The organism is Paenibacillus oceani, from assembly GCF_014705615.1.
Lineage (GTDB): Bacteria > Bacillota > Bacilli > Paenibacillales > NBRC-103111 > Paenibacillus_AB > Paenibacillus_AB oceani.
Map to the genome: position 1 here is coordinate 46,896 of NZ_JACXJA010000006.1, position 22,748 is coordinate 69,643.

The window sequence follows — 22,748 nt, forward strand, 5'->3', positions numbered from 1 at the left end:
TCCGTTTTAATTTCTACTATCGAAGCGCCCTCGCGATCGACTACACGACAATAATAGTATTTTTCTTTATTCCAACCTAAATCAAACCTGTCGTGCTGGATTCCTTTCGCAGCTCTCCCGTAGCATCTCCTTCTTTCATGTTTACAACCTTTTTCATCCTGTGCATAATGGTAAGTAAACCGTTATTCGTGAATCGGAGGTTCATCATGAAAACCCATATCGGATTAGTCGGACCTTATGACGCGCTTCAATCCGTTCAGGAGGTTGCCCGGGAGTTTCAAGATCGCATCCATCTTCATCCTTTTGTATACAATAACTTTGAGGAACTTTCCAATATTGTTGAAGCGAACAACGATATGACCGACATTTGGGTGTTTACGGGCATAACGGCTTTTCATATGGCTACCAATAGCAGTTTTTCGAGAGGAAAGCTGCTGATCCAGTCCGGCGGCTCATCATTAATGAAGCAGTTGTTCCAGATCTCCCGTGATAACCTGAACCCGGAGAGGGTCAGCATCGACACATTGCCGGATAACGATTGCCGCGAAACGTTCCTCGAGATGGGACTTTCTGCGGACGAATTGTATACGTTCCCGGCAAATGGGGCCATGTCGATGCCAGATTGCGTAAATTTCCATCTTTCACTTTATACAGACAAAAAGGTGGATGCCTGTATCACGCATCATATTCATGTGTTCAACGAGCTCTGCAAACAAGGTATCCCCTCTTACAGGCTTTTGCCGACCCGAATGTCGATCCGCCAAGCGCTTCATTTGGCTTGTCAACAAGGGGAGACAAATTTTTTCCGCAAATCTCAAATTGCAGTTGTGATCATTACGGTGAAAAATATGCATGATGAAAATCCGCATTATTATGAATCCTATCAACTCAAGTTAAAGATCGAAGAGCACATTCTACATTATGCACAGCAAGTATCGGGTACGTTGATCACTGTGGATAACCACAAATTTATGATTACAACGGCTCGCGGTGCCGTTGAACAAAGTGAAGACCATCCCCCCCATTTGTTGTTGAACCAGATCAAACTGTTGACGGATTCCGAAGTTCACTGCGGTATCGGGTATGGGACCAATGGACGTAATGCCGTTCAGCATGCTTCTCTTGCCTTATATCACGCTGCAAAAACACAAGGAAACAGCGCTATTATAGTCGATGAAAGAAGCACTATTACGAGTTCTCCCCGCAATAAAGAAAATTGGGCTTTCAGTTATCGGACTGAAAATACCGAATTGATTGAACGGCTTAAAAAAGAAGGCGTGACTATCTCCACCTATAACAAATTGGTTGCCATGCAGGACACTTTGGGCATAGCTCTTAGCGCATCCAATGTTGCAGAATCGTTGAACATGACCTACCGGAACGCAAATCGGATTTTGCTTGGATTGGAGCGAAGCGGTCTCGTACAGGTTAGCGGGCAAGAAGCTCCGACTTCCGTAGGAAGACCCCGTAAATTGTATCGAATAACAGCTCATGATAATACTTGCAATCAGCCTTGATCGACGGTTATAACTCCACACTCCGGCCCGTTTCCCGGCTTTCATTGGCCGCCTCGATAAACCGGATGACCTCCAATGTGATCTCCGGATCATGCTTAACGATTCCGGATTGAAACATTTCTAAGATGACGGTGAGGATGGCCGCTTGATTCGGTTTCGATTGAGCGGAAACATCGACGAATTGGCTGCCCTTCGCCTGGTGAAGAACAACGCCGAATTTATTGTTGCCCGCCCGGTTCCCTCTCGCTGATCCGATGCGTCCATCTTTCCAGCGCCCGACGATGAGATCGTGATTCATCGTCGTTTGCGTGTTCACTTCGCTGCATCCGCCGCCCATAACCGTGTACAGCATTTCAATGGCGTGTATGCCGTACCAGAAAAAACCTTTCTGTGTCGGCTCGATCGGCATCGGACCGAATACATCCGCACCGATAATGGCGCCGTGTTCCTGTTTATGGAGTGCAGAAGCGAGTGCTTCTCCAAAACGCCCTGCGGAAGAACTCATAAGCGGAATGTCATACTGTTGCGCCAAGCCAAACATCTCCGCAGCATCCGCCGATGTCGTAGCAAGCGGCTTATCAATGAATACCGGTTTGCGGTAAGGGACAATTTTGCGAAACTGCTCCAAGTGGATACGCCCGTCCCCGGAAAGAATCATGATGGCGTCGCATTCCGCCGCTACCGATTCGAGACGATCTGCAAGACGCACGCCGTATTGGTTTCGCAATTGTTCTGCATATCCTGCCACTCTGGAGATGCTCAACGGGAAATCACTTGAACCGCCGGGGTAGGCTGCAACTACCCTCCCCCCTGGCACGTGAAACGGATCGTTACTATCGTTTAAATATTTGGTAAACGTGCAGGCATGCGAAGTATCCGTTCCGATTATACCTATTTTCAATTTGTCTCCTCCAAATCAGGCTCGCATCCGGTATTAGTCAAGCACGATGCCGAAACAATCCTTAAGCGCCAGTGCATACGCTTCTTTCGTCTGCGGGGTGAATGCGCTTACACCTTCAGGTGTAAATATGCGGAATTCGTTGCCGGCGAGCGTTTTGCGCCCTTCTTTTGTCCGAATCGCCGCCATCGCCCCCTTAGTAAAGATCGAATCCGGCGCATGCTCGCACCAGTAATTGGCCATCGCGTAATCATGAGGCAACTGCGGCTCTTCGGAGAAAGAATAAATCCAGTTCCATTTACTTCGCTTCCATTCGCATAGCACCCAACCGAATACATCGTGGCGTTCGAGCCGGTACAACTCAGGGGCCTGCCGTTGTTCCGTATGTGCCACCATTTGGAGAGGCCGGCGCGGCACAATTCCCCCGACGCCAACGTCGCACAAAAAGCTGTCCTCCTCGGCCTCGACTCTCAAGACGTGATGACGGCGCTTCGGAGGCAAATTCGGCTCATCCCGCCAAAACCGTGAAAAATAATCGGTTACCGTATATCCCAGCTCCCGCAGCAGCCAGCCGAATAAAGCGTTAAGTTCGAAGCAATATCCGCCGCGTCGTCGAACAACGATTTTGTCATACAGTTTCTCCACTTCCAAAGATATCGGTATGCGGCGTAAAATGTCCAGATTCTCGTATGGAACCGCATACAAATGACATTCCTGCAAATCAGCCAGCGCTTTCGCGCTGCCGTCCAAAGGCCCACTGTAACCGAGGCGATCCAAATATGTCCGAATCTCGAGCTTGATTACGCCGCAAGATTCATGCATGACCATATCGCTCCTTCCCGTCCGCTAGACCGTCGCGGTTGACCCGATGCTTCCCTTTCTCAATGATCTTCCGGTTCGGCATCTGTACAATGATTCAGTTTTTGTCTCGTTTCCTCAATATGCCGGATGTACTCCAAGGCCACTTCAACCAGTATGTCAAGCCATTTCTTGCCTTTTTCGGCCGTTGCCCGTTCCGGGTATCCCCAGTAGCCATCCTCGCTCAGTTGTGCGGCATCGAAATAATCCATATAATCTTGCGGATAAAAAGTCCGGTCAGGCGGAACTTGAATCGCGCCGACAGATTCACGGTGCAGATGCAGCATCAGAGAAGTTTCCGTTTCTCCGGCATGAATATCCGGGGGAACGCCATATTCCATCACCTCCTGAATTCGCGAACGCGCCAACTGGGTACTGACCAGAATAACATCGAGCTCCTGTAATTCACGGTTCAGCTCTCTTATGGTCGGCTTGATGATCCAGTTACCTCCGTGTCCATTGACCAAATAAAGCTTCCTGAAGCCGGAAAATTGCAGCGACTCCGCGATATCCTTGATGAGCGCGGCCAATGTTGCCGCCTTCATGTAAACCGTTCCCTTCGTTAGCCGATGTTCGATGGAGCACGCGATCGGGATGGCGGGAAGCAGATAAGCATCCAACTCCCCTGCGATCCGTCTGGCTAACTCACTCGAAATGAAAGTATCCGTCCCGACCGGCAAATGACTGCCGTGCTGCTCCACCGCGCCGATCGGCAGCACCGCAACGCGGCAATCCGCCCGCTGGAAATCGCATTTGTTATTGAAAATCGTCAACATAAACGCAAAAACCTCGCTGTTCTTAAACTTGATCATACAAATACGGCTCTACTCGTTCCAGTTCCGGATTTCGAAATGATTGTCAGCCCTATGCCTCCGTCATGCCAATACATCCAAAGCGCGCAGGTCGGCTTCCTCCTGTAAAGCCTCACCCGACACATAACGTCGCAGTTCACCAACAGCCACTTTTCCGACCAGCGTTCGCCCGTTTTGCGACAATCCGGCCAAATGCGGCGTAAGAATTACGTTGGGCAGAGTACGGAACGGATGATCCGGTGCAGGCGGTTCCGGGTCTGTCACGTCGATGCAAGCCCATAACCTCCCTTTCTGCAATTCGGCAATCAATGCCGCCTCATCAATGATGCTCCCTCTGGCCGTATTGATCAGGATGGCGCGATCTTTCATTAATTGCAACCGTTCGGCATTAATCATGCGGTACGTAGCCGGGATCGATGGCGCATGGATCGATACGACATCCGCTTCGCTCATCAACTGCTCCAAGCCGACACGCTCCGCCCCAAGCTCTCTTACCTGCTCATCCGTTGCCACCGGATCGTACACGAGAATCCGTACGTCGAAATTTCTCATATGACGCATATAATGCCTGCCCGCTTTGCCCGCTCCGACAACCCCAACGGTAATATCATGCACGTCTTTAATATGGATTCGATGCTCTCCTCCTTTAAAATGGCCTTGGCGCGTATACTGCGACAGTACCCAAATGTTTTTCAAAGACACAATCGTCAAGCCGAGCGCCGTAGCCGCCACCCCTTGGGCAACGGCATCGTTGCATCCGCTGACACGAATTCCTCGCTTCAGCAAATCGGGCAGAACTTCCGAAACCAACGATTTAATACTGCCGCCCGCATGCAAAATATATTTCAGATTTGGCGCATGCTCCACGATCTCCCGCTTTATCGAGCGCAGTCCCCAATACGTCATCAAAACGTCTGCATCATTCATCTGTTGGAGCACTTGCGACATTTCCGCCCCCTGCGGTATCGTGATTACGGTCCCTAGTCTTTCGAGTTCATCCAGATGATTCTGATTAAAATCGAGCGGACTGCCTGCCAAACGAACGATTTTCATTTGCTGTTTTCCCCCTGCAATAAGATTGGTTGATAACGCCAAAACAATAAAGGTATTATTCTTTAATACTTCCTGAATAGAGACTAACATGCCTCCAACTGACTGTCAATCCCTGCTTTTTGCTCGCGATCCCTGATATAGGGCATGAAAACATACAACAGACGCAGCAAGGCTGCCGGTCCAGGCCGGCAGCCTCGAAAATTTCGGTTTATCGGAAATAAGGAACCCCGAATTCCGGGGGAATTAGCTTTCAACAGATTTCAGCATAGTTCTCTTAACATTATATGAGCCGTTGGTATGAAATAAAGCTGCCCTCCTGTCTAGCAGACGGAAGAAGACAGCTCCTTACTTCAACCTACTTATTCATAAATCCAACATACTGCAGCATCCGTTTAACCATAACCGCCACCTGAGCCCGCGAGGCAGAATCGGCCGGTGCGAATGTATTTTCGCCTACTCCGTTCATGAGACCCGCACGAAGCACGTCGGTGACAGCCGCTTGTGCCCAAGAGGATACCTTCTCGCGGTCCGAGAATGGCGATATCGGATCAGTGTTAGCGCTGACGCTTTCCGGTTGCCCCGTCATCTTCAAGGCACGGGAGATCATGAGCGCCATCTGTTCGCGTGTAACCGGCTCGTTGGGAGCGAATCGATCAGGTTCCACACCCGTTACCAGTCCTTTATTTACTGCTGCCGCCACGGCTCCCGAGAACCAATCGCTACGCTGAACGTCCTCGAAGGTCGACTCCCCGCGTAACGGCTCCGTGATGCCCAGCGAACGTACGAGCAGGGCTGCGAATTCCGCACGTGTAATTTGCTGATCCGGAACATACTGGCCCGCTGCCGCACCTTTAACGATCAGCTTGGAAGCGAGCAGCTCGATATCCGTTTGAGCCCAGTGTCCTTCCAGATCGGCAAACGTCATCTTAGGCGTCTGCACGACGGAGTACAGGCTGTTGCCCTGCCGCATCATCCGCACCTCGGTTTGCCCGTTGGTCACTGTAAATACCGCCGGAACAAAGTGAAACTCATTCGTCACCGGATCGATCCGAACCGCGGTCGCTTCAGAACCGTTCACCGGCTGCCCGAGAGTGAAGGTTCGTGATACGAACGTACTGCCAAAATCGTCGATCGTCTGCTGTTTACTGCCGTCCTTCGTTGAGATGGCAATGGAGAATTCCACGGGAGGCGTAAGCAGCGTTACCCCCGCTTGCTTCGCTTTTGTCTCCAGCTCTTTAGCCAGCAGTTCGCCTACATTCTCGACGGTAATCGTCAAGCGGACGTCTTTCGGGTCGACGCCCAACTGCTTGGCTAGTGCCTGTACGTCAAACAATTGAACCGGCAAATCATAGCTCACATTTTTGTAGGCAATCGATAAAACGGCGTTTTCCGCACCACTCGCAGCGCTCGCCAGTGCATCGACAGGTACAACTACCTTCGCATCGGCAGACTGTTTCAAGTCGATAACCGCCTTGTTCGAATGGCCGCTTTGGGCTTGCTTGAACACCTCCGCAAGCTTGGCTCCATCCAACTCGGCGACCGTATACACTTTTCCGCCAATGGTTTCGGTTTTCGTTTGCGGCGTGTAGCTGCCTTTGTCTACTTTGCTATTGTCAGCGGTTGCTGGACTGCCCATCGGACCGCCGGGGCTACCACCTCCAGGACTGCTGCCGCTTTGCTCGGCTGCATATGCTTTCTCGGTGCGCAAGCTTTCGAGGTGCCCGGATCTTGTAACGGTAACGAATACGCTGCCGGAGCCGGTTCCCAGTTGTGGTATGGTTAACTCGACGCTCGTCCCTTCGGCAGACTTGGAAGCGATCGGTTCAGAGACTGTTCCATCCCGATACACTTTCACGATGTCATCGTAAACGACTCCGGTCACCGTTACTTCGTCATCCGTACCCGCCCGGTTGTTGACCACCGAGATTTGATCGGCCGTCAGGGCCGGAGTTCTGATTAGGTTAACCGGCTCGGCGGCGTACGTTTTCTCCAAACGGTCGCTTTCGACATACAACTGGTTACTCACCGTAAAGAAAATAGATCCTTCAGTGACTCCGAGCTGTTTTACAGGAATCGTTACTGCATTCTGGAAAGCTAAAACCGAAGCTATCGGATAGGGAACGGTTCTGTCGCAATATACTTTAATCTCATCGCCTGGAATCAGTCCTGTAATCGTTATCGTATCCTCGGTTCCTTGCGGATTGTTGATTACCGTTATTTGTGAATCGTTCAGCATGGCTGAATAAGCTCGATCCGTACCCGTTATGGGCATTGTATATGGCTCGCTTTCAAAAGTACCGTCCCATGTATAAACCCCAATATACTTTGCATTTGCAGGGATTTGGGTATCCATCGGTATATGGGCGACCGGCGTATAATACCGTCCAAACGACTTTGCGGTCACTATATTCTGTATCTTATTATAATTCTCATCTAAAAAGTAAGCATTATGCGAATAATTATTTGTTCCCGGACTAACGTATAGACGTCCTCCGATTTCTCCAAGATCGCCGTCTAAATCAAGAAAGGTAACATATGGTGTAGTTATATTTCGGTTGGTGTCGTTGCTCCGTATCGAATCAGCTGAATTATTATCCGAAATAGGAGCCATAAAATTACCGTTCATGTCGATCCATGATTGCTCTTCATACAAATTTACAGACACGATAGTCATAAATCGTGTTAATGACGGAATGTCCCCATATGGAATTGCCATCTCATAGAAGTACTTATATTCTTTGCTTTTATAGAACTTCTTAGTGGATTCGATCTTCTCCATATTCATATCGAGAAACAACACTTCATAACCGGCTATGGACGTTTCATCGTAACTCGGGACCCAAGAAAGCTTTGGAGATATAAGCCCCCCTGTCGGATTCGTATCGGTAAACCAGATTCGATCTGCTTTTGCGAAAGGAGAATCCCACAACGGCTTGACTTCCCCGGTCGCGCTTTCCCCTTGATCGTTTTTAGCAAATATTCCCAACTTAATGGCTCCATCAGGCACCGGTGTATCGTAGTTGATGCTGGCTGTGAAGTCAGTAAGTCCTCCCGGATATATTCGATTTACTTCGAGAATCGGTTTGATACGTTCATCATTTTCATTAAGGAAGTACACGACATATTTGGAGGCGTTACTATTTACCCAAAGTTCAAACCATTGAAGCCTTCCCCCGATTTCGGACGAATCCAAATCTTCATCCACAAAAGTAATTGGTCCATTGAGGGGGATACGCTCTGGTGTTCCACTTCCTCCAATCTGACCAGACACATTCTCTGATAGGATGTTATCAGCGACAAGAAGGTATCTCGGCTTGCCCCAAGACACATCTTCGTCATATGCGCCGTTCTTCCTCTTATATTTAATTTGAAGAAGTGCGGCACCTTCTGGCAGTTCACCTAATGAAAATTTTTGCACTTCCATCGACTTATTGAGCGGTACATCTGCAATTTTGCTGCCAATTACAATTCCGTGTATATCAGCGGGATAAAGCTCCATAACCGAGTGTGCAGGGTTCGGTTCATTCTCATGCCAAGACAATACAAAGTCTGTTTTCCCTCTCATTGGATTTGTGTCAGTGAGTGAAATACCCATAATATAAAGTTGACTGGAAAGCGCACTATCGTTAATCGGTACACTCGCCGCAACTGCGCTTTCACCTAATGCATTTTTAGTATATACCGCGATTCTCGTAGCCCCATCGGGAATAACAGTACGATTGATAATATTATACATCGCCGTGTACTTGTCTAGTTCAGCCAGCGCCTTGCCGATTTTTACACCTTGATCATCCGTATAATAAATGACGTAATTAGTTACATAATAAATATCTTCGGGAAATACCCAGCTTACCGACCCCATGATAAATCCTTCCCGGCTGTCAACATCGTAAAATTTCAAGTTCGGTACTGGATGTTGCGGAACCTGGTCGGCTACTACTTCCTGCAATAGGAAATCAACAGATGTGTATTTTATCAATTTTTGCTCATCTGTGTAATAAATGAATACGCTCCCTTGGATGATGCAAACTTGCCCCGCTATTGAAGGGAATGTAGCTGCTATCTTTCCACTAAAGGTATTATAGATAAAATTATTGGAAAATACATGTGCCGAATTCGCGTGAACAACGTTACTATCAAAACCGCCATACACAAGAAGATCGGATTCGGCAAATTTAAGTTGTCCAAAATAAACCAAAAGATCATCAATAATCAGTTTCGAATTTGAATTACCGAGGTTCCAAGCCCCAGTAGCAGTAGTTTCACTTCTCTCTAAGTCCACCTTCGTAATATCACTCGACGTCCCAATATAAAGTGTCTTACCAGTCTTATCTAAAGCCAGGTCAACGGCAGGCCCCGTCCATCCGCTGATCGCAAATGCCTCGTCATGAGCGGTTACCATGTCGACAACTCGCAGCTCCGGCGTGTCCGGACTCGCATAATAGATTTTGCCGTTCACGGTTTCTAATGCAGCCGGAGAGTGGGACAGATTATATTCGTATACCTCTCCGGTAACCGTTCCGGCGTTCGTATCGACAGCTGCGATTATGTTCGAGCCCTCCAGAGCCACGTATACTTTTCCATTATCGTAACTTATATCGCTCGGCGCCAAGCCGATATCAAATGAGTACACTACGGATAAAACAGTCGTGTCGATGGAGTAGAAACGATTATTCGGCTTGGAAATCGCATAAATATATTTCCCGTCCGCGCTGGGAAGCCATCCTGTAATTTCATCCTGAAAATCAAGGCTTGTCCCGGTTGACGATCCGCCCGTAGAACCGTCGGCATATACAGCCGTACTCCACAGTGGGACTGTAAAAACAGACAATAGATAGCAAATAACAAGCAGCACAGAGCATTTTCGCTTAACGGATCGTTCAAAGTACGAATGTGTTCTCATGTTATCCTCCAAACTTTATCAGGTAATGGCATAAAGTGTATTTAAAGTGATAGCACTTACACTATGTCCTCCTATCTTTATTTATGGATATATTTACCTCAATTAGTATAACTCATGCTTTTCGCAAATAATGTCGAATTTAGTAGATTAATATCTGTTCCTAAGAAAAAAGTATCAAATATTGGATAAAAACCGACGAATATCAGTCCCTTGACCTACCCACGGCTTCTATATTCCGAATTTCCTTACGTCCCTTTTTTCTATCCGGAAGTTTCACTTCCTCTAATCCAGCCTCACCCGCTCCCGGAGCAAGATACCGGAAGCATTATTTCCGCTATTGCCAGAAAATCCTCTGCCAAAGTCCCATTTTACATGAATAACGGCAGTAAAACTTCCGGTAAACACCGTTTCATCGCCCTGTTAGACGAATAGCGGAACTGTTTCTTCCGCTAACAACGAACGCCAAACTCGACGCCCTTCCCTTCCCTCAACCGGCCAGTCAAAACTCACAATTCGCTCGAACACCCCAGAAAGCTCCAAGCAAAGGGGCGCTCTCAAAAGTTATCTTGCTACTATTTTTGGGCCCATTGAGGAACCGGTTTTCCGCAATCAACTAAAAGAACCTCAGCCTCCACTCTCCTGTGGAATTTGAGGTCCTTCATATAAAATTAGGAAGTTTCCATCCCTGTCAAGCGAACACTCTGGCGACAACCACCGATGGTTATATCTAGCTTAGCTAGCCGCGCAGCACGCAGCACATAGCACTCAAAAAAACGCCTGCTATAAACAGGCGTTTCCAACTTACAACTATCCGCGCTCCGCATTGCATACGCGCCAGTACTGCAAAGCAACTCCCTACCGTCCCGCCGCCGCTTCGTTTGGATCGCCCACCGGCACGCCGGTCAAGCCGATGGCGCTGTCGTAGGCGTCGAACATTTTGCGCGCGATCGGGGCGGCGCCGCGTCCGCCGAAGCGGCCTTCGGGGACGACGACGGCGACGGCCAGCTTCGGCTTGTCGGCTGGCGCGTAAGCGATAAAGACCGCATTGTCGACGGTATCGCCGCCGACCGATTGGGTCGACGTCCCGGTTTTGATCGCCACCCGGTACGGGAAGTCGCTGAAGCCTTCGGCTTTGACGAGTTCCATACCTCGCTGGATGACGTCCCAATGCTCCTTCGCGAACGTTTCCTGGTTCAGCACTTCTTTCTGAAACTCCTGAACGGTTTGATCGTCAAAGGTTGTGATCTTCTCAACAAACTGCGGCTTCAACCGGGTCCCCCGGTTGGCCAGCATTGAGGTGAACTGCGCCAGCTGCAAGGTCGTATATTTCCCCAGCTGCCCCCAGGTGGCGCGGACGAGCGCCGCTTGCGGGCTATACTTTTTGGCGGTGTCCAGGTAGTCCTTCAACCCGACCGACTCGCCCGGCAACCCGCTGCCGGTGGAGACACCCAGCCCGAACTTCTCCATATACGTATCCCACACCTTGACCGCATCGGTATTCGGGCGGAAGTAGAGACGGTTCCCGATCATCGCCATGTACGTATTGGAGGAATGCTGAATCGCCTGGTACGCGGTGATCGGTCCGAACCGCTTGGAGTCGGAGTTGGTCAGCCGTTCTTTATTGTCTTTCCCGAAATGAAACACGCCGGTATCTTCGTAAATTTCATTGGCTGTCACGAGTCCTTCATTCAGCCCCATCAATACGGTAAGCGGCTTAATCGTCGAACCCAGATACACGAGCGAGGTCGGATGCTTGTTCAGCTCTTTCTGGTCCGCGTAAGGCGGGCGCACTTCGCTAATCGTGCCGTTCCGTACAAAAAAATGGTTCGCTTCATAGTAGTCCGGCTTCATGCCCCCATACCACTGGTTCGGATCGTAATCCGGATAACTCGCCATCGCGACGACCTTGCCCGAATCGACTTCCATCGCCACCGCATACCCGGTAATCGCATTGGGCGCATACGTCCACGAATCCCGCGCGGGGCTGCGAATGTACTTCAAATGATCTTGGATCGCTTGCTGCGTAGCGAGCTGGACCTCACTGTCGATCGTCAAAAACAGGTTATGCCCTTTATCCGGCTTCGTCAGCGATACCGGTCCGACGATTTTGCCCATCGCGTCGACCGGATAGCTTTTCACCCCGTTTTTGCCGCGCAGCTCCTCCTGGTACATTAGCTCAATCCCGTCGAACCCGACATATTCGTTATCCAAATATTTTTCCGTCGGATCGGTCGATTTCGCCTTTTCCCGGTAAAAATTCAACCCGTTCGTCGGATTGCGCGCCGCGGAAAACTTCTTCAAATACCCGACCAATTGGACCGCAATCCGCTTATCGTTATATTGCCGGATGCTCTCCTCCTGAATGTCGATGCCCTTGAAGTTGTCCCGGTTCCAGGAGAAGTAGGCGATCTCCTCCTCCGTCAGCCCGTCTTTGATTTTCCGCGGGACGGAGTAATAACTCGGGTCCTTCGTTTTGTTCAGGTTGAGGTCGTATCCGACATCCATCATCGTGATGATTTCTTCGGCGGTGGGCTGCACGACCGTTTTGGAGCCGTACAGCTGGAACGCTTCGGCCAGCTGCCTGGCCAGCGCCACAACCTCTTCGCGGTTTTTATTACCGGGCTCGACCGTATAATACAGCGATTGCGTCGATATCGATACGGCGAGCGGATAATTGTTCCGGTCAAAAATATTGCCGCGGATCGGCGGAATCGCATGAGGCGTATTCGTGTGACGTTCCTTCTCCTCCGCGTATTTCTCCCCCTCCACAACCTGCAGCAGCGCTAAGCGGAAAATTAAGACGGAAAACAATAGAAAGATGCAAAAGAAAAAAAAGTTAGTGCGAAACATAAAGTGGCGGCGTATCGTCAACTGCTTCTTATCCAGATCTTCGCTATTCACGGTAATTGCAGAGCTCCTTGACAGATTTCTTGTATATGAATTGGACGAATGACAGGCCGATTCGGTTCGATCGGCGGCGCTAGCCAAAAAAAAAAGCAATCCCCGCACATCGGCATCGGGAATTGCGATTACGGATTACGGTTATTTCGGCCTACTGGCCGGCATTCGGGTTAGGCGTTCCGGTCAGGCCGATGGAACGGTCGTAGGCATCGAATATTTTCCTTGCAATCGGCGCCGCTCCATAGGAACCGAAGCCGCCTTCCGGTACGACGACCGCAATCGCCAGCTTGGGCTTCTCGGCTGGAGCGTAAGCGATAAACACCGCATTGTCGACGTCCTTGCCGGCGACGCTTTGGGTGGACGTTCCGGTTTTGGTGGCCACCGTGTGCGGAAACCCGTCGAAGCCCTGCTTATTGACTTGCTCCATTCCGCGCTGAATCGTATCCCAGTATTCTTTCGGAAACTGAACCTCATTCAGCACTTCGGGTTCCGTCTTTCGGACCGGCTGGCCGTCGAACGTTTCGAACTTATCGACAAATTGCGGTTTCATCCGCTTCCCGCGGTTAGCGAGCATCGCCGTAAATTGAGCGAGCTGGAGCGTCGTATATTTCCCCATCTGCCCCCACGCAGCACGGGCGAGCGCGGATTGCATGCTCGCTTTTTGAGCTTCGGTTTTGTATTCAGCAACCCCGGCCGTCTCCCCCAGCAGCCCGCTTCCGGTCAGAACGCCGAGACCGAACTGCTTCATATAGCTGTCCCAGACGTCCAATCCGCCAGGGCGCGAGTATAAACGGAGGCCGATCATATCGATCATGTACGTATTCGACGAACGGGCGATAGCGGTCACGGCATTCAGCGGCCCCCAAGCTCTTCCGTCGGAGTTGCTGATCGTCGTCTTGTCCTTGCCGAACGAGGTCGATCCTCTGTCGTTGTAAATTTCGCCTGCGGTGATTAGCTTCTCCTGCAAACCCAACAGCACGGTTAAGGGCTTGATCGTGGAGCCGAGATAAACGAGCGAGGAAGGATGCTTCGCGCGGTCCTTCGGATTCGGCCAATTAGCCGGAACGTCGGAGATCGTCCCGTTGCGGTAGTACAGCAAAATGCTGTTCCACTCTTCATCCGTCAACCCGCCGTACCAAAGGCTCGGATCGTAATCGGGCATGCTGGCCATCGCGACGACATTGCCGGTATCGACCTCCATCGCCACCGCGTAACCGGTCGTGGCATACGGGGCATATGTGTAGCGGTCCCTGCCCGGACTTTTGATATAGTTAATATGGGAGACGATCGCCTCTTGGGCGGTCAACTGAACGTCCTTGTCGATTGTCAAATACAAGGTTTGCCCTTTTTCCGGCCGCGTCAGCTTGACCGGTCCGACGATTTTCCCTTCGGCGTTCACCGGGTACGTTTTCACCCCGTTTTTGCCGCGCAGCTCCTCCTGGTACATGTACTCGATGCCGTCGAAGCCGACGTATTCGTTGTCGAGATATTTCTCGGTCGGGTCGGTCGACTTCGCTTTCTCCTGATAAAACTTCAGCCCGTTCGTATTGCGCGCCCCCGAAAACTGCTTCAAATACCCGGTTAACTGGACGGCAATCCGTATTTTATCATTATACTGGCGAATGCTTTCCTCCTGGATGTCAATCCCTTTAAAATCGTCGCGATGCCAAGAGAAAAACGCAACCTCTTCCTGTGACAGATCGCCTTTAATTTTTCTGGGGATGGAGTAAAAGCTCGCATCTTTCGTTTTGTTTTTGTTCAAATCATAGCCGACATCCATCAGCTTAATTATCTCTTCGGCCTTCAGCGTCGTGTCCCCATTGAGCGCGAACGCCTGCTCCAGCTGCCTGGCGAGCTCGATAACCGCATCTTTATTGCGGTTGCTGGAATCGACCGTGTAATACAGCGATTGCGTCGATACCGAGATGGCGATCGGGTAATTGTCCCTTGTAAAAATATTGCCGCGGATCGGCGGAATGGCATGAGACGTTATCGTACGGTTCGTCTCTTCCTCGGAATACCGCTTCCCCTCCACAAATTGAAGCAGCGCCAGACGAACGATCAAGATCGAGAACAACAAAAACGTACAAAAAAACAATAAATTCAGCCGGAGCGAAAAGTGCCGGCGCTTGATCAGCTCTTTTTTGGCGGGATCTTCCATATTCATGGAGGTCGTTCACTCCTTACACGAGTTCGCGCAGCGAGAGGATTCCGTCTCCGGTCATGTAGCCGTAACGTTTGATCTTGATCGCGCGGATGCCGACTTGGTTCGGCGCCCAAATATCGTTTTTGTCGTGGTCCCCGACGTACAGCACATCCTCCGGAAGGAGGCCGGACTGCTCGAGAGCCAGACGGAAAATAGCCGGATTCGGCTTCTCCAGACCCACCTCGGTGGACACGATAACCGGATCGAAATAGTGCAAAATCCCTTTATGACGCAGGATGGAAGTAAGCGTGGGAGCGAAATTCGAGATAATGCCCAGCCGGAAACCCAAGGCGCGAAGACGTTCCATCGTCTCCGTCACATCGTCGAACAGCTCGTATTGCTCGGGGGAAGTAAACAGATCGTACAGCTCGTGGCTCCAGCCGTGAATGATCTCCTCCTCGCCCGGCTCGCTTGTTGCTCCAAGCCGGTTCAATATATGCGTGTAGATGCCGACCCAGAACGCCCGGTCCGATTCCGGGGAGCACACCTCCGTGCCGTCCGATACTTTCCCGTAATAAAACGTCCGGAACGCTTCGTCGAACAGTACGCCGATCTGTTCCTTGTCCCGGTGAAAGTCCCTCTCGGCCAAATAGCGGTGCATCGTCTCCTGTGCGCCGGGAATCGTGATAAGCGTGTCGCCTACATCAAAAAAAACAGCCTTGAAGCCGTTTAGGGTAAGAGTTGTCGTCATGCTGGTCTCCTTGCTGGATAAGGTGAAATAGTGGCTTGATCTCCTCCATAGTGTACCATAATCCGGAGCTTCAATGCTTAAGAGTTACAGCCGCGAACGGGATAAATTTCTGTGAAATCCTTTCGGATAAAAACCCGAGTCGCCAAACAAAAAACCGGCGCCCTCAGGCACCGGCTTCTGCATCAAGCGTCGCGTATATGGGTTTTGTCGAACCCCTGCGGATTGAACCAGTTGCTGCCGCTCGACACCCAGGTCGCATCCAGCGGAACCCATTCGTTGTTGTCGGCCAGAAACACCTCGTTCCAGGCATGCGGACCGTAGCCGCCCCGCCCGTCGGAGCCGAGCCCGGTCACCACCTTGACGTCCAGTCCGACCGCCCGGGCCATGACCGCATACAGCCGCGAATAATCGATACATACGCCCAACTTCGTTGCGAACGTATCCTCCGGCGTCTGCTCCTTCCAGATCCGCTTCTGCTCGTACTGCTCGACCTTGTCGTAGTCGTACTGGACCCGGGTGCCCACCCACTGGTAAAGCGCTCTCGCTTTCGCTTCGTCGGTTTCCTTGCCCGCGGTAATCTGCTTGGCCGCTTCGGCGATGTCGCTTGGAATCCGGGCGTCGATGACCTCGTATTTGCGCTGCAAAATTTGGCTGAATTCCTGCTCGACCGCCTTGGCGAATACCGGAAGCCGCTGCTGCAGCAGCTCCCCGCCCGCCGGCTCGACTACCCGGGCCGCTCCTTCGGCGTACAACGTCGACGCTTGAACGTATCGGGTAAAGGGCGACTCCGGAAACAGCGCCGTATAAACGAACAGGCACGCGATAACCAGCAGCGCCCGTCCGCAGCCGATTAACGTACCGATCGCTCCGCCTACTCCGCTGCTCATCCATGACCGGCCGCCCCCGCCCGCGGGAGATTTGCCCATCAGCCCCGCACCGTAGGCGATGAACAGCCAGAGCCGGAGCAGGATCGCTTTGCACGCCGTATAGGCAAGCACGAACACCGTGCCGACCCGCAGCAGCGGGAAATCGCGAATTCCCGTGACGAACGTGTAGTACATCTGGCGGAACAGGCCGAGCTCTTCATCCGGATAAACGATCTGCCTCGACTTGAGCCACTCCTCTACAACCGGCGACAACACGGCTGCAAGCTTCCATGCCACGATCACACTGACGACCGTAGCCGCTCCCTCGGCCGCGAATTGCATGAACCGCTGAGCGGAGCCGGTTGCTCCGCGTGTCGCTCCTTGCAGAACCGATACAAGTACAATAATAATAAGGACAACCGTAACCAGGTTAACGGGAAACGTTGGCTGAAGCCATTCGATATCGCTCATTCGTCATCCCCCCTCCGTTCCAGCATGAACGGAAACGGAACCGTTTAACCGTTCTTCTTCGCGGTTTCAATTACTTTTTTCAACGTTTCGTCAAGCGAAACTTCGGCGGACACTCCGGCTACCGTGATTTTCACTTTGTCCGCTCCCGTCTTGCCTTCAAGCTTGATGCTGCCTGATGTAATCGTATACGTGCCGTCCCCGTTATCCTTGTAAGCGCCGTCCTTGCCGGCCAGTCCCTGGACGGCCTTCTCCTTTAATTCCCCGACCGCCTCTTTGGCGGCCGTCGCGACGTTTTGCCCCAGATCTTTCAGCTCGTCCGTATAGGTGACGCCATAGTAAAACAGACCGGCCACGATCGCAGCCACGATGACCCATTTGATCAGCGTTTTAACAATTTTAATCACGACGAACAGTACGACCAGGGCGATAACGACAACGAGCCACCGATCCTGCAAAAACGCAACAAGCTGCTCCATCCTAAGTTCATCCTTTCGACAACGGGATAATCTGATCCATATATACGATATTTAGATTATCACACAACAAGCTTGAATCAAACTGCAACATACCGCGGGATTCAAGCCCGGGCAGGCCGATTTCGCCTAATCTTCCCCCATTAGGCATAACCGGCGGCCCTAAGACGTACAAGTTATGGATAAGAGACAAGCGAAGAGGAGGATTGAGATGAAAACCGCTTTATGGCTGTACCTGTTCATGTTCGTCGCTTTTTTTGATCTGCATGCCCAGTATCCGATCCTGACACCGTTCGCCATATCGCTCGGAGCCGCTCCGACTTTCATCGGCTGGATGATGGGCATGTATTCCTTAACGCATCTCCCCGGCAACCTGCTGGCCGGATACTGGGTCGACCGGTACGGCAGCAAATGGTTTATCGCCATCAGCCTGGTCTGTGCCGGAATGCTGCTGCTCGTGCAGTCTTATGTCGCCGATCCGTGGCAGCTGCTGGCAATCCGTTCGGTCAGCGGGTTCGTCCTCGCCTTTCTGTCTCCGGCCTGTTTGGCGATGCTCGCCAAGCTGGGGCGCTCCAGAACCCACCAAGGGAAGCTGATGGCGGGCAACGGTCTGGTGCACACGCTGGCCTCGGTCGTCTCGCCCGCCGCCGGCGCTTTTCTTGTCGCAGAGGTCGGCTTTACGACGGCATTTTCCGTGCTCGGCTGGGCGTTAATCGCTGTCGGCGGCGTAGCGGCGTTTTTTATTCGTGAACCGAAGACGGCCGCAGTGCTCTCGGACGGCTTCCCGGTGCATCATCACCACGGCGCGGTACCGGCGCCGGAAGCCTCCCTGCCGCCCGTGACCGATTCAGCCAGACGGATTCCGTGGCTGTTCTACGGACTGCCGCTCGCGCTGGCTTGCTCCCAAGGCATCCTGTTCTTCGAGCTGCCGTTGCTTCAAACCTCCCAGCAATCGCTGTTAACGTCCGGACTGCTGTTTTCGATGGTCAGCCTGGGCGCTTTATTGACGCTTTGCCTGATGTTCCTTCACCGGTATTCCCCCTTCGTCCGGGCGGCGGCGGGCTCGTTCGCGCTGGCTCTAACGTTTTTCGGGCTTGCTGTCGAATGGCCGCTGCCGCTGACGGTGTCGTTATTTATGATCGGCATGGCGAAAGGCGTCATCTTCCCGGCGACCGCCGCGCTGCTGGCCAGCTTGTCGAGCGCCAGCCGTTACGGCCGGGTGTTCTCCCTGTTGTCGATCTCCACGTCGATCGGCGCTTTTATCGGTCCGATCACAGCGGGACAGTTCCGGCACGCCGTATCCCCCTATTTTATCGCCTTTCTCGGCCTCATGCTCGCTCTGGTCCTTCTCGCTCCGGGGAAATTCCGCTCTACGCCGGATGCGCCTCCCGTAGCGGATTGAAACGCAAGCTTCCGGTAACCGCACAAGGGCGATGCCCATTTTATCCGGGCTGGGTGTTTGCACAGGCGATTCGCCCGCCTTGGTAATACGATGTATTGTCAAATGACAAATCATTAGTTACCCAAAAGGAGTGATTGATAGATGTCTACTTGCGGCCCTGGTGTTGGCGGCGTGTTTACCTCCACGGGAATCATTCTGGTACTGTATATTTTGCTGGTAATCATCCTTTGTTCCAGCTGGATCTGACCGCTGCGAACCATGAAGCCGTCGCGATATCGCGACGGCTTTCATTTATTCGGGCGAACCGCAGCACCGGGCGGTAACCTTTAACCCCATTAACCAATTTCACCCTCCGACTGGTATCCCTTCGACATTTCCCGGGAAATCCGCGCCTGCTCCGACTTGTTTGTCGGATCACGGATTGGCTATACTGTTGGAAACGACATCTCTTCCCAACATCGAAACCGGAGGTGCCTAATGACCGTCGCGATCATCGTAGAAGGTAAAAACGACAAAAGCCGCTTGCGCAGACTGCTTTCCGACGAAATCCGGATCGTATGCACCAACGGCACGCTAAGCAGCGACAAACTCGAGCGGATCAAAAAAACGATCGGAACGCGCGACGTATACCTGTTTACAGACAACGACTCCTCGGGCAAACGAATACGCGGCTTATTGCGCGACGCCTTCCCCGGTGCCGAGCAGATCTATACTCGCAAAGGGTATGCCGGCGTCGAGGGCACGCCTGACGAGTACATGATCCAGCAGCTCGAGAAAGCCGGGTTGGACGAATATATCCGCTATCCGGATCTCCCAGCAGCGCCGTAAAGAAAATCTGTCCGGTAAAACGTCCGGATAGTGCTTTGATGTGCAAAACCGATCTTATCCGGTTCTCCTCTCCCCGCTTTTGAACCATTCTGTACGAACCAAACAGACCCTCTCCGCCCTGACGGACGAATGGGTCTGTTACAGATCATATCGGCTTGTGTAACCTTGGGTCAACCTACAAACTGCAGCAAATAAATGACAAACGTCACAGTGAAAATACTGAAGACGGTCGAAGAAAATACGGCTTGGGACGAAAACTCCGGCTCGTTGTCGAACTCCACCGCAAGCAGTACGCTGCTGAGTGAGGTCGGAACCGCGCATGACAAGATCAGCGCTTTCGCCATATCGCCCTCGAATCCGAACGCCCAGACAATCAGGAAACCGAGCAGCGGCCCGGCGCAGAGCCGCAGGAAATTCGAGATCGCCACATCCTTCAGCTTCAGTTGCCACTTCATGCTGCCCAGCTGCACGCCCAGCGTCGTGAGGGCGGTAGCAATAAATCCTTTGGCAATATAATCAATCGAGATATACAGCGGCTGCGGCACCGGAATGTGAAAACCGCGCATAATCAGCGCGATCGGAATCACATAAATAACCGGCATCGACAAAATCGTCTTCAACGTATCCTTCAGCTTCTGTCTATGCGCGTTGACCGCATATACTCCGTACGTATTCGGAATCAGGCTCTGCATCATCATAATGATGATCTGGATGGACAGCGTGAACGGATCGCCTACGAATACGAGCTGATTAAGCGGGATTGCATAATTGGCGCTGTTATAGAAAATAACGCTGTTGCGCATCGCGCTGCGCATGCCGCCCTTGTAGCCGCGAATACGCATAACAATCTCCACCAGGCCGAACGACGCGAAGAAAAACACGAAAAAGAACAGCAGCACCTGCGACATCACTTTAAAGGAAAGCTGCGATTCGTACAGCATCTGGAACATGATTGCCGGAGAAAACAAGTAAAAGTTAAGCTTGGACAACGTCTTGATGTCGAGCTGAAACGATTTCTGCAAAATAACCCCGAGCGCGATGAGCAAGCTTAGCGGCACTACGTTGTTCAGCAGAATATATACGAAGTATGACACGGCCTTCGGTACCTTCTCTCCGCTATTCTTTGGCCAGCTTCTTCACTTCTTCGGCTACGAGCCGATAGCTCAAATCACCGTTTGTCGCAACAAAATATTTACGGATATTGCCGGCCCGGTCGACCAGAGCGACTGAGTTCGTATGCGCGAACGTTCCGTCCTTGCCGGCCAATACGCTGACTCCGTATTGTTTGGCCAGGTCGGTGATCTTCTTCGTATCTCCCCGCAAAAACTTCCAGCCGTTCGGGTCCGCTTCGAATCGGGCCGAATACGTTTTCAACTGCTCGACCGTATCTTTGTCCGGATCGAAGCTGATCGAATAGATGACCGCATCCGATCCGAGCAGACTGCTCTTCTGCAGCTCCTGCTGCACTTTCGACAGCTCATAGGTGGTCGGCTGGCAGACGTCCGGACACGAGGACCAGAAAAAGTAAACAAGCCGCACTTTGCCGTCATCGTCCTTCAAACCGGTCATTTGCCCGCTCGTATGTTCCAGTTGAAAGTCGGCCGCCTGCTTAATAACCGGCAGCTTGTCCCCTTTTTGGGAATTGTATGCCCAACCCGCCCCCGCTGCCGCAATCACTGCGATTACGAGCAGCTTAAACCAATGTTTTTGTACAAATGCCATGAATAAGGCCCTCCTTTGTTCTGCCAAACAGGAATCGTTGAAATGTGCTTCATTCCCAAAAAAAGAACAAGCCATGAAGACTTGTTCCGGTTATCCGCGCCGTATGCCGTAATAGCGGATCGTATCTACAATTCGGCCGGGCCGGGCTTGGGCTTAGGCGTGGATCGTATCGATGATCATCACGATGAACAAAATCGGCAAGTAGTTGATCGAGAACACAAACATCTTCTTTGCCCAATTGTCGTCTTCATTCGTCTTGAATCCGGCCAGGCCGATAAACGTCCAGGCAAGACCGAGTACGATCGCCGCGACCAAATAAATCTCACCGACGTATCCGTATGCGTACAAAAGCAAAGATACGGGTACGAGCATAACGAGGAAACGAAGCATATGCATCTTAGTCAGCTCGTTGCCGTGCACAACCGGCAGCAGCGGGAATCCCGCAGCCCGGTATTCTTCCTTGCGGCGAATGCCCAGCGCCCAGAAGTGCGGCGGCTGCCAGAAAAACAAAATGCCGAACAAAATCCATGCGCCCATATCCATAACACCGGTAATCGCACAATACCCGATAACGGGAGGCATCGATCCGGAGATCGCGCCGATCGTCGTGCTAAGCGTCGAAGTCCGCTTCAGCCACATCGTATATATAAAGACGTATACGATCAGGCCGACCGCTCCAAGCAGCGCTGTAAGCGGGTTCGTGCCGAAATACAGGACCACCAGTCCGGCCGCTCCGAGAAAAATACCGTACCCTAATACAATATTCGGGGAAATGATGCCCGTCGGCAGCGCACGCTTGCGTGTACGGGTCATCTTCTGATCCAGATCCCGATCCCAGTAGTTATTAAGCACACAGCCGGAAGCCATAACGAGCAGCGCTCCAAGTACCGCGTAGAGAAGCAGCGATAGACGGAAAGATTCTCCCGAGCTGCCCAACGCGACCCAATATCCGCCGAATACCGTGATCGTATTCGAGAACAGGATGCCGGGTTTGGTGAGCTCCACGAAAATTTTCCAAGTCGGAATCCGGGCTGCCGACTGTTCCTCCTCCGTATCTGCGGCTGCTGCTGTGGCCGAATCTATACGGCTTTGTTTGTCCACAATGTAAGCCTCCTGAACGATTCCTTCAGCGCCCTCGGCGCCGTAC

General features: G+C 51.8%; 17 protein-coding genes. 4 read left to right on the plus strand and 13 right to left on the minus strand.

The window, feature by feature from the left end:
• Positions 1-206: 206 nt before the first annotated feature.
• Positions 207-1,517, plus strand: a complete 1,311-nt coding sequence (locus IDH45_RS05580) for a helix-turn-helix domain-containing protein (protein ID WP_190925509.1) — start codon at positions 207-209, stop codon at positions 1,515-1,517.
• 7 nt (positions 1,518-1,524) lie between these two features.
• Here IDH45_RS05580 and IDH45_RS05585 read toward each other — a convergent pair whose 3' ends face one another.
• The 10 genes from IDH45_RS05585 to IDH45_RS05630 form a co-directional block, all read right to left on the minus strand.
• Positions 1,525-2,418: a Gfo/Idh/MocA family protein gene (locus IDH45_RS05585; protein WP_190925510.1), complete on the minus strand. Its 894-nt coding sequence runs from the start codon at positions 2,416-2,418 to the stop codon at positions 1,525-1,527.
• Positions 2,419-2,451: 33 nt separating this feature from the next.
• A complete protein-coding gene (locus IDH45_RS05590) occupies positions 2,452-3,237 on the minus strand; it encodes an arylamine N-acetyltransferase family protein (protein WP_190925512.1) in 786 nt (261 codons plus the stop codon).
• Between the two features lie 59 nt (positions 3,238-3,296).
• Positions 3,297-4,085 carry a creatininase family protein gene (locus IDH45_RS05595; protein ID WP_190925514.1) on the minus strand — a complete coding sequence of 263 codons (789 nt, stop codon included), beginning with the start codon at positions 4,083-4,085 and terminating at the stop codon, positions 3,297-3,299.
• A 63-nt stretch (positions 4,086-4,148) separates the two neighbouring features.
• On the minus strand, positions 4,149-5,138 hold the full coding sequence (locus IDH45_RS05600) for a hydroxyacid dehydrogenase (RefSeq protein WP_190925516.1): 990 nt from the start codon (positions 5,136-5,138) through the stop codon (positions 4,149-4,151).
• Between the two features lie 355 nt (positions 5,139-5,493).
• Positions 5,494-10,041 (minus strand): S-layer homology domain-containing protein, encoded by a 4,548-nt coding sequence (locus IDH45_RS05605; RefSeq protein ID WP_190925518.1) that lies wholly within the window; start codon positions 10,039-10,041, stop codon positions 5,494-5,496.
• 855 nt (positions 10,042-10,896) lie between these two features.
• On the minus strand, positions 10,897-12,891 hold the full coding sequence (locus IDH45_RS05610) for a peptidoglycan D,D-transpeptidase FtsI family protein (protein ID WP_190925954.1): 1,995 nt from the start codon (positions 12,889-12,891) through the stop codon (positions 10,897-10,899).
• A gap of 202 nt (positions 12,892-13,093) precedes the next feature.
• Entirely contained in the window at positions 13,094-15,109 is a 2,016-nt protein-coding gene (locus tag IDH45_RS05615) for a peptidoglycan D,D-transpeptidase FtsI family protein (protein WP_190925520.1), read from the minus strand.
• Positions 15,110-15,125: 16 nt separating this feature from the next.
• Positions 15,126-15,839: an HAD-IA family hydrolase gene (locus IDH45_RS05620; protein WP_190925522.1), complete on the minus strand. Its 714-nt coding sequence runs from the start codon at positions 15,837-15,839 to the stop codon at positions 15,126-15,128.
• A 182-nt stretch (positions 15,840-16,021) separates the two neighbouring features.
• The gene (locus IDH45_RS05625; protein WP_190925524.1) at positions 16,022-17,176 is read right to left on the minus strand and encodes a transglutaminase domain-containing protein; all 1,155 of its coding nucleotides are present in this window, start codon (positions 17,174-17,176) and stop codon (positions 16,022-16,024) included.
• Positions 17,177-17,220: 44 nt separating this feature from the next.
• On the minus strand, positions 17,221-17,652 hold the full coding sequence (locus IDH45_RS05630; RefSeq protein ID WP_190925525.1) for a hypothetical protein: 432 nt from the start codon (positions 17,650-17,652) through the stop codon (positions 17,221-17,223).
• A 208-nt stretch (positions 17,653-17,860) separates the two neighbouring features.
• On the opposite strand from IDH45_RS05630, the gene IDH45_RS05635 reads away from it, so the two are divergent.
• From IDH45_RS05635 to IDH45_RS05640, 3 genes are all read left to right on the plus strand, one after another.
• Positions 17,861-19,051 (plus strand): MFS transporter, encoded by a 1,191-nt coding sequence (locus IDH45_RS05635; protein WP_190925527.1) that lies wholly within the window; start codon positions 17,861-17,863, stop codon positions 19,049-19,051.
• Positions 19,052-19,192: 141 nt separating this feature from the next.
• A complete protein-coding gene (locus tag IDH45_RS33850) occupies positions 19,193-19,297 on the plus strand; it encodes a YjcZ family sporulation protein (RefSeq protein ID WP_223836413.1) in 105 nt (34 codons plus the stop codon).
• A gap of 231 nt (positions 19,298-19,528) precedes the next feature.
• Positions 19,529-19,879, plus strand: coding sequence for a toprim domain-containing protein (locus IDH45_RS05640; protein ID WP_190925529.1), 351 nt, complete (start codon positions 19,529-19,531; stop codon positions 19,877-19,879).
• Positions 19,880-20,049: 170 nt separating this feature from the next.
• On the opposite strand, the gene IDH45_RS05645 is transcribed toward IDH45_RS05640, so the two are convergent.
• From IDH45_RS05645 to cyoE, 3 genes are all read right to left on the minus strand, one after another.
• On the minus strand, positions 20,050-20,973 hold the full coding sequence (locus IDH45_RS05645) for an AEC family transporter (protein ID WP_190925531.1): 924 nt from the start codon (positions 20,971-20,973) through the stop codon (positions 20,050-20,052).
• Positions 20,974-20,995: 22 nt separating this feature from the next.
• Positions 20,996-21,601 carry an SCO family protein gene (locus IDH45_RS05650; protein WP_190925533.1) on the minus strand — a complete coding sequence of 202 codons (606 nt, stop codon included), beginning with the start codon at positions 21,599-21,601 and terminating at the stop codon, positions 20,996-20,998.
• A gap of 153 nt (positions 21,602-21,754) precedes the next feature.
• On the minus strand, positions 21,755-22,702 hold the full coding sequence (gene cyoE, locus IDH45_RS05655; RefSeq protein WP_317891151.1) for a heme o synthase: 948 nt from the start codon (positions 22,700-22,702) through the stop codon (positions 21,755-21,757).
• Between the last annotated feature and the right edge of the window lie 46 nt (positions 22,703-22,748).

What these genes read in the sequence shown, in the direction of transcription:
- IDH45_RS05580 (WP_190925509.1), top strand. Translation starts at nt 207, where the DNA reads ATGAAAACCCATATCGGATTAGTCGGACCTTATGACGCGCTTCAATCC.
- IDH45_RS05590 (WP_190925512.1), bottom strand. Translation starts at nt 3,237, where the DNA reads ATGCATGAATCTTGCGGCGTAATCAAGCTCGAGATTCGGACATATTTG.
- IDH45_RS05595 (WP_190925514.1), bottom strand. Translation starts at nt 4,085, where the DNA reads ATGATCAAGTTTAAGAACAGCGAGGTTTTTGCGTTTATGTTGACGATT.
- IDH45_RS05600 (WP_190925516.1), bottom strand. Translation starts at nt 5,138, where the DNA reads ATGAAAATCGTTCGTTTGGCAGGCAGTCCGCTCGATTTTAATCAGAAT.
- IDH45_RS05605 (WP_190925518.1), bottom strand. Translation starts at nt 10,041, where the DNA reads ATGAGAACACATTCGTACTTTGAACGATCCGTTAAGCGAAAATGCTCT.
- IDH45_RS05610 (WP_190925954.1), bottom strand. Translation starts at nt 12,891, where the DNA reads ATGTTTCGCACTAACTTTTTTTTCTTTTGCATCTTTCTATTGTTTTCC.
- IDH45_RS05615 (WP_190925520.1), bottom strand. Translation starts at nt 15,109, where the DNA reads ATGAATATGGAAGATCCCGCCAAAAAAGAGCTGATCAAGCGCCGGCAC.
- IDH45_RS05620 (WP_190925522.1), bottom strand. Translation starts at nt 15,839, where the DNA reads ATGACGACAACTCTTACCCTAAACGGCTTCAAGGCTGTTTTTTTTGAT.
- IDH45_RS05625 (WP_190925524.1), bottom strand. Translation starts at nt 17,176, where the DNA reads ATGAGCGATATCGAATGGCTTCAGCCAACGTTTCCCGTTAACCTGGTT.
- IDH45_RS05630 (WP_190925525.1), bottom strand. Translation starts at nt 17,652, where the DNA reads ATGGAGCAGCTTGTTGCGTTTTTGCAGGATCGGTGGCTCGTTGTCGTT.
- IDH45_RS05635 (WP_190925527.1), top strand. Translation starts at nt 17,861, where the DNA reads ATGAAAACCGCTTTATGGCTGTACCTGTTCATGTTCGTCGCTTTTTTT.
- IDH45_RS33850 (WP_223836413.1), top strand. Translation starts at nt 19,193, where the DNA reads ATGTCTACTTGCGGCCCTGGTGTTGGCGGCGTGTTTACCTCCACGGGA.
- IDH45_RS05640 (WP_190925529.1), top strand. Translation starts at nt 19,529, where the DNA reads ATGACCGTCGCGATCATCGTAGAAGGTAAAAACGACAAAAGCCGCTTG.
- IDH45_RS05650 (WP_190925533.1), bottom strand. Translation starts at nt 21,601, where the DNA reads ATGGCATTTGTACAAAAACATTGGTTTAAGCTGCTCGTAATCGCAGTG.